The 7,978-nt window shown below is 34.7% G+C and carries 9 protein-coding genes and 1 pseudogene; 5 read left to right on the top strand and 5 right to left on the bottom strand.

Features of this window, described 5'->3' with window-relative positions:
• Positions 1-630: IS4 family transposase (locus HRG09_RS27125; RefSeq protein WP_174103919.1), on the top strand; the 630-nt coding region annotated here is incomplete at its 5' end.
• A gap of 132 nt (positions 631-762) precedes the next feature.
• Here HRG09_RS27125 and HRG09_RS27130 read toward each other — a convergent pair.
• Positions 763-1,206, bottom strand: a pseudogene (locus HRG09_RS27130) (IS6 family transposase); the annotation flags it as partial.
• Between the two features lie 226 nt (positions 1,207-1,432).
• Here HRG09_RS27130 and HRG09_RS29260 point away from each other — a divergent pair.
• The gene (locus HRG09_RS29260; RefSeq protein WP_254610193.1) at positions 1,433-2,599 is read left to right on the top strand and encodes an OmpL47-type beta-barrel domain-containing protein; all 1,167 of its coding nucleotides are present in this window, start codon (positions 1,433-1,435) and stop codon (positions 2,597-2,599) included.
• Between the two features lie 134 nt (positions 2,600-2,733).
• Here the strand turns inward: HRG09_RS29260 and HRG09_RS27140 are convergent, their stop codons facing one another.
• From HRG09_RS27140 to HRG09_RS27155, 4 genes are all read right to left on the bottom strand, one after another.
• A complete protein-coding gene (locus HRG09_RS27140; RefSeq protein WP_174103920.1) occupies positions 2,734-3,132 on the bottom strand; it encodes a DUF5412 domain-containing protein in 399 nt (132 codons plus the stop codon).
• 67 nt (positions 3,133-3,199) lie between these two features.
• Complete coding sequence (locus HRG09_RS27145) at positions 3,200-3,391, bottom strand: hypothetical protein (RefSeq protein ID WP_174103921.1); 192 nt, start codon at positions 3,389-3,391, stop codon at positions 3,200-3,202.
• A gap of 333 nt (positions 3,392-3,724) precedes the next feature.
• Positions 3,725-4,363, bottom strand: a complete 639-nt coding sequence (locus HRG09_RS27150) for a class I SAM-dependent methyltransferase (RefSeq protein ID WP_174103922.1) — start codon at positions 4,361-4,363, stop codon at positions 3,725-3,727.
• Positions 4,364-4,799: 436 nt separating this feature from the next.
• Positions 4,800-5,399: an HD domain-containing protein gene (locus HRG09_RS27155; protein ID WP_017150490.1), complete on the bottom strand. Its 600-nt coding sequence runs from the start codon at positions 5,397-5,399 to the stop codon at positions 4,800-4,802.
• A 227-nt stretch (positions 5,400-5,626) separates the two neighbouring features.
• On the opposite strand from HRG09_RS27155, the gene HRG09_RS27160 reads away from it, so the two are divergent.
• The 3 genes from HRG09_RS27160 to HRG09_RS27170 form a co-directional block, all read left to right on the top strand.
• Positions 5,627-6,217 (top strand): TetR/AcrR family transcriptional regulator, encoded by a 591-nt coding sequence (locus tag HRG09_RS27160; RefSeq protein ID WP_174103923.1) that lies wholly within the window; start codon positions 5,627-5,629, stop codon positions 6,215-6,217.
• A 262-nt stretch (positions 6,218-6,479) separates the two neighbouring features.
• Positions 6,480-7,187, top strand: a complete 708-nt coding sequence (locus HRG09_RS27165) for an IS6 family transposase (protein WP_174103924.1) — start codon at positions 6,480-6,482, stop codon at positions 7,185-7,187.
• 374 nt (positions 7,188-7,561) lie between these two features.
• The coding region (locus HRG09_RS27170; RefSeq protein WP_174103925.1) for a serine hydrolase domain-containing protein at positions 7,562-7,978 on the top strand (417 nt) is incomplete at its 3' end.

Genomic DNA, 7,978 nt, shown 5'->3' on the forward strand with positions numbered 1-7,978 from the left:
GAAGCTTATATTGGAAAGGATAAAAAGCTATTCACTCGATTGATTATGTATCGATTAACAGAAAAACAACTTCGTGAGCGTATGAAAAAACAAGTATATACGGAAAGTAAAAAAGGTATTACATATTCGAAAAAAAGCAAACGATTAGCTGGTATGAACCTATATGTTACCAATACACCTTGGGAAATTGTTCCGATGGAACAAATCCATGATTTTTACTCTCTCCGTTGGCAAATAGAGATTGTATTTAAAACATGGAAATCTCTATTTCAAATTCATCATTGTCAAAATATTAAACAAGAGCGATTAGAATGCCATGTTTATGGAAAACTCATTGCCATTTTTTTATGTTCTTCTACTATGTTTAAGATGCGACAATTAATTTTACAAAAGAAGAAAAAAGAATTAAGTGAATATAAAGCAATTGGAATGATTCAAGATCATTTACACATTTTATATCGAACCATACAGCAAAACACCCGAGAAATAACAAAGATTTTAATCCGCCTGTTCCATCTTCTACAGAAGAATGGACGAAAATCCCACAGATATGAAAAGAAGACTGTCTTTGATATTTTGGGTGTTGTCTATGAGTATAATGGATTGAGAAAACAAAAGAAAATTGCATAATTAAAAAAGTGAAACCCGTTAGGGTTTATTTGGTATGCGCATTTTTAAGAATATACTTCTATTTTAAGAATGTTTTAACCCGGCTGAACGAAAGTTCAGTTTGTTTACACTCTTAAGTTGATGGGCATGTATAGTGACCCCTATAGGATAAGCTGGATTCTTATCGGTCGTCATGACACGAGGCTCAGAAATATGAAAAGACTGCAAAATTTTCTTGAAGAATCGCTTTGCAGCCTTGTGGTTTCTTGCTTTGCTTAGGTAAAAATCGATGGTACTTCCTTTCGAATCGACAGCACGATACAGGTACATCCATTGACTGTTTACTTTGATATATGTTTCATCGACTCTCCAGGAGTCATTGGTTTGTTTGAGATGACGACGGACTCTTTTGTCTAATTCAGGACTATACTGATGCACCCAACGCATAACCGTTGTATGAGCAACGATTATGCCCCGTTCCGCCATCATTTCCACCAAATCACGAAAACTTAGATTGTACCGTAGGTACCATCTTACCGTTAATAAGATAAGATCAGGCTGATAGTGTTTCCATTTAAACAAATTTTTCTTTTCCATACCGAGCACACACTCTTTTATAGTAATAGTATGAGTATGTCCAAGACTTAGAGATTACTTGCAATTGCCCTGAAGTTTTTGCACCAGAACCTAAAATCTTTTCTTGTATCTTCATAAAATCAATTTTTAAAAATTTCTATCTCCTGGATAAAATTCTAAATTATAATATTCTTTTAGTTTGTTATAACGTATAATCTTACATATCATTAAATTCATTTTAAAGGAGATGAAGAAATTGTTTAAAAAATTCGGTATAGGAGTATTTTCTACAGCAATTGTATTAAGTGCCAGTATAGGTTTTTCAGGTATTGTATCAGCAGATAGTCCATCATTAAAGGAAAAGAAGAAATCTTATATTTTAAATATGGATTTTGAACACAATTCAAGTATAGAACCTCTTAAACCATGGCCATATGGCGATATAAAATACAATATTGAAGATCATGCAGGAGTAAATAATTCTAAAGGACTTCATTTAAAGGCATCATACGGTGGAGGACTTGTTGGAACCATAACTTTGAAACCTAATACTACATACATACTGTCTACATCTGGAAAAGTAAATACTCCTAGTTCAGAAGTATGGGTATCAGTAAATGTTAATGGACGCGGCATAGCTGGTTTGGGATTTAATTCCTCACAGTATGAGCAAAAATCGTTTGAATTTACTACTCCAAACTCTATTAATTCAAGTGAATTCTACATTTATCATCTTGCTGGGTTCAACTTTGATGTCAATCTTGATGATATCGTACTAGTTGAAAATATCAAACTTGATGACACAATTTCACCTGTTACAACTGATAACGCACCAACAGATTGGGTGAATAAAGATGTTACCGTTAACTTAACTGCAACTGATAATGATGGCGGATCTGGTGTTGCTTCCACTTATTATCAACTAGATAATGGTTCCACACAGAGTGGAAATGAAATCAAGATTTCTGATGAAGGAGTCCACACTCTAACCTATTGGAGCGTAGACAACGCCGGAAATACTGAACAATTTCATACAAAAACAATTAAACTAGATAAGACAGCTCCTGTGCTAAACATCAGTTTAGACAAAACAACAATATGGCCGCCTAATCATAAAATGGTTCCGATTACAGCTACAATTAATGCTTCTGACGATACATCAGGAATCAATTCAGTAGTGTTAACATCCATTACTAGCAATGAAACACTTCAATCTGATGATATTCAGAATGCAAATTATAATAAACCTATTAGTGGATCCACTGACTCCTTTGAACTTCGTGCAGATAGACTGGGAAGTGGAAATGGACGTATATACACTGTGACATACACTGCTATGGACAACACAGGGAATGTGACAACCAAAACAGTTACTGTAACGGTTCCTCATGATCAATCAAAAAAAATTAAGTAGAGGTACCGCCAGCATTTTTGAAAAAAAACACACTAAGTAAAAAATACAATGAGCTGTCCATATGGACAGCTCATTTACATAATTCTTGATATCGGCAGTCAATGTATCTATAAGCCTACAAAAACCCCTTACAATTAATCGTATCTGAAATCATATGTCTCTTCAGGAACATTTAATGTATGTCCGTTAATGATTACTGTATCATTGTCTTTCCAGACAATCTTTGCCGTATCCTCTCGGTAATTCCAATACACATTCTTTGTCTTGAAATATTTACGATGATTAAATACTAACTCTCCTCTAACAGCAAAACTCGTTGTTGCTCCGCCGCTTGTTACGTAAGCTTTAAATGTATATGTTCCGTCAGGAGACTGTTTTTCAGCAATCTTTTCACCTGTGGGTAGTCGATCCATACTGAAAAACGCCCAATACACTCCGTATACGAACAAACCAACTATACAAAATAATACAATTAACGATTTTCGTTTGGTTTTCTTAATTTCTTTCTCAATTTCTTTCTTTGTAAAATTCATGTTTTAGCTCCATTTAATGACTTTTATACCAAACCCCTCCCCATTTGGAGAGAGGTATGATCGGTTTTCAATATTTTTTCTTTTTAAGTCGGTAAAGTCCTATTATACTGGCTCCTGCTGCAATAATAATCATAACGATAGAGATGCTTAGGGCAACAATTTCATTGGGAATCAACCTAGCAGAGTTTGCCCAAAGTAAGGAAATGGTTGACAGCCATGCTAGACCAATAATATAATTCCAACCTGTTTTTTTTGTCATAATTTGTTCACCTCTTTTTTCCTAATTGTACCATTTGGAAGAACCAATTTGTTTAGATTTTTGAATGTATATTCTGTACATGCTCGGTTAACATAACGCATCATTATCAGTAGCGAAGACAAGGCGGTTCCCTACTCTCATAAGGAATCTGACTTTTTCCCTTTCTATCAATCTATGCAATTTTTTATACATTCCTATCATGGTGTGGGTTTTCGAGTTCTTGTTTGTTACTGGATTAGCCGAAAAACTGTATAAAATCTTGCATACTCTTAGTACTCTTAGCGTGTTTTTTTTCAAAAATGCTGGCGGTACCCCATTATTAATGAAGTGATTTTACTTCTTTACCCTACCTATATATACTAATCCATTAGAACGGTTACCATTCATTGTTACGTACTCAACTTTTTCATACTCTAATTTCTCAAAAGTGTTTGTCCATTCCTTTACACGTTTTTCACTATGATGGCGCAAAATAGCTCCATCATTTAATTCAAATACGCCATATGTGTGATACTTATTAGCATACTGTTCATAACGTGTTTTATTTCTTTCATCTTCATTTAGTAAAAAATCATTAATATAAATAATACCTTCTGGTTTTAACACCCTTTTAATTTCATTTAAAATAGAATCCTGTTCCTGATCTTGGTATACACAGGTTAAAACTGCAAATAATAAAGCTGAATCAAAAAAATTATCCGGAAAGGGAAGTTTCCCGCTTTTAATAATATTAAAAGCAATAACCATATCTTTTGATTTAGCCCGTTTAATCATTTCTTCTGAAAAATCCACACCATATAAATTCGTAAATTGTTGTTCTTTTAGTTCAAGTAGTGTTCTTCCATACCCACAACCATAGTCCAATAAGAATGCATCCTTATTTACATACTTTGAGAATAAGTCAAATTGAAAAGGCGTCGTGAATTCTTTTTCATTTGCTACTCCATCCCAGTACTCTTTCTGTTTATTCATATGTGACAACATCCCTTCCCCATAAATTCCCTTGATTATATTCCTAATAAGAGGAAAAAAACAGTCTTTACATTCATTGGTGTATTTAATACAAATCAGAAATAACTATAAGACACGTCATCCTTTCCTATGATTCTACAGAAAGAATAGCGTTTTTTCATTTTAGAGGGTATTTTGTTTTGTTAGCTTGATAGCGATGGGGTACCGCCAGCATTTTGGAAATAAACCACGTTAAGCAAATTTCGACATAAAACCCTTTGAATTTTGTCCGGTTAAGAACATTCTAATGCAACACAATTTATAGAAATAATCTAATTTCACATACAACACAATTTAAATTAGCATTAAAATGGCTCGAAAATCCTTAGCGTGGTTTTTTTCCGTTTTGCGGTCTGTACCCCTTCCTAAGCTCCATGACATTCTAATTCTTTATTCTCTAATCTTTAAAAGGAGCATTCATCACCCAATCTGAAAACCCCATACGAAGCATAGAAGAACTCAAATTATTTGGCTGTTGCTGTGTATTTTTTAGATTGGAATCATATTTAATAAGTTCAATCATAGATTTTTTGAAACCTAATCGAGGATAAACCTCAATTATAAAATTAAATGTTTCCTCCGGAATATCTTCTATACGTAAACCAACTACATCCATTCCCGCCCCGAAATGAACTAAAGCAATCTCTGGTTGTTTTTCTTTAGCAATTTCCGAGGTGTGTAGAATAATAGCTTCACGTACCACATCAATTTTATCTTGTGAAAAACCATGGGAATGAAGGAATTTTTCTGCATGATCAGCACCTTCATATTCAAATGAATGTTTACAACATACATGCTCTGTAAGACCAACATCATGTAAGATAGAAGCAAGATAAAATAACTCCTGATCATATTTAAATCCATATTTTTTTCCCAATGCATCACCAAAAGCATATGTCCGTAAACAATGATTATAAAGAAATTCTGGAGAAATCTCGTAAACCAATTGGGTAGCTTCTTTTGCTACTTTACTATCTGGAATAATAATGTTATGCATAATTTCCTCCTTAGTTTTAATTGTTTTTCAATAAATTCATGTCGGATATCAATAGCATGATAGGAATGTTACGTGCTAATCAAATACTAACTCTCTCACCCTCTTCTTTTAGAAATTCTACTCTCATCTCAAAAAGGACCGTACGGTCTCTTTTAAGGTAACTTATTATATGTTAATGTACAACTAAAACATGTTACAATTTTTTAACAATAATAATGGAGGATATTATGCAAAAAGGTGAACAAACACGGAGAAACATTGTTTTAAAATCGGCAGAATTGTTTAATCAAAAAGGCTATGCTGGCTGTTCGATGAATGACATTATGGAGGCTACAGGGCTACAAAAAGGGGGGATTTATCGTAATTTTAAAAGTAAAGATGAGATTGCTTTAGAGGCATTTGAATACGCCATTGATACTGTCTCTCAACATTTTTCTGAGGCGATACGCAATGCTAATACAACATTAGAAAAGGTTGGTTCTTTTTTTAATGTATATGAAGATGTAATAAATAATCCACCAATAAAAGGGGGATGTCCTTTGCTGAATACTGCTGTAGACAGTGATGATACGAATCTACTGTTAAGAGAAAAGGCACTTGAAGTTTTCTATACATTTCTCAATATGATTGAAGGGATTATAGTAGAAGGTATTCAGAACGAGGAGTTAAAACCGGATATCGATACAAAGGCGGTAGCTTCCTTTATTATTGCAACCCTAGAAGGAAGTATTATGGCTAGTAAACTAGAAAGGGATAATAAACATGTTACTTATAGTAAGCAACACGTGCTGCGTTATTTGTTTATGCTAAAAATTTAGCTCATTTTTTATTTTGAGAAACAACGGGCTTGTGACTTAATGACGATGTGTCTGTACCCCACATCCATCAACTTAAGGATTTAGAGTATTTTTGAAGTTAAAAGCACGTTACTATTTTCTTATGTTAATGAAAAAGGGTGACGTGCTTTTTATGAATATGTACCAAAAACGGTTCTGGTGCAAAAACTCTAAAGCTCTTGCAAGTAATCTCCTAAACTTGGGCATACTGATACTATTACTCTAAAAAAGGTGTGTGATCGGTATGAAAAAGGAAAATTTGTTCAAATGGAAGCACTATCAGCCTGATATAATCTTGTTAACGGTAAGATGGTACCTACGGTACAACCTAAGTTTCCGTGATTTGGTGGAAATGATGGAGGAACGAGGTTTGTTTATTGCTCACACCACCATTATGCGTTGGGTGCATCAATATGGACCTGAATTAGACGGAAGAGTACGACGTCATCTTAAGACAACAAATGATTCCTGGAGAGTCGATGAAACATATGTGAAAGTAAAAGGTCAATGGGTGTATTTATATCGCGCAGTCGATTCAGACGGAAATACCATTGATTTTTATCTAAGTGAATCAAGAGATAAACAAGCAGCCAATCGCTTTTTTAAGAAAGCCTTGGCTGCTTTTCATATTTGTAAACCTAGCGTGATAACAGTAGACAAGAACCCAGCCTATCCAGTAGCGATTCAAGAGTTAAAAGAAGAGAAACGTATGCCTGAAGGCGTACAAATAAGGCAAGTTAGATATCTCAATAATATAGTGGAGCAGGATCACCGTTTCATTAAGAAACGTGTGCGTACTATGTTAGGATTGAAATCATTTTGTACTGCCACTTACATACTGAGTGGTATAGAGGCGATGCATATGATGAAAAAAGGACAAACCCTCCAAGGGGAGAAGTCTGTCCGAAATCAAGTGAACCTCATTCATCAACTATTCGGCCTTCCAGCATAAAATAGATTCTACTAGGAAACTTTTCGCCTCTCTATATCTCTTCTGAAGTATTTGCACCAGAACCTTTTTGATTAATATATTTATTGGAAAAGCATGTTCACAGATGCTTCTGCTATCCTAATTATAGAAGCTATTTTGAACGTAAGAAATTTGTAAGGAATGGATAAGAAAAAAGAAATTTTTCTTGTGTAAGATAAAAATATAAAGAAGAGTGAAAGGGGGATTCACCGTTTGTTAGGATAAAAATAATCATTATGAAGATAATTACGAATTCCATGTTGCCCTTTTGTCATTGGTGGGGATGATAGCTGTGTAGTTAGTACGAAACAACAAGCAACCGCCCATACAATATGGATAGAGGAGAGGAATGTTTTATGAAAACACGTAGTCAAATTACATTTGTAAGTCTTGCCCTTTTAATAGCTGGAAGTTCCCTGTTATACACGACTCCAACCTCAATTGTAAAAGCAGAGCCCACTGAAAATGTATCTAGTTCGTCACACACAAGCACTCAACGAGATCGTAATTCCGTCAAACAAGCAATGCGGGATACATTGCATCTTGGATTCCCAGGGATACTTGCCAAAACTTCTGAGGGTGGAAAAACATGGAGTTATGCAGCTGGGATAGCGGATCTGAGTACCAAGAAACCAATGAAAACAGATTTTCGTTTTCGAATTGGCAGCGTGACAAAGACGTTCACTGCAACAGTTGTACTGCAATTGGCCGGAGAGAACCGCTTGAATCTAGACGACTCCATCGAAAAATGGTTGCCTGGTGTCATTCAAGGG

The sequence above is a fragment of the Bacillus sp. Xin1 genome, assembly GCF_013314535.1.
Lineage (GTDB): Bacteria > Bacillota > Bacilli > Bacillales > Bacillaceae_G > Bacillus_A.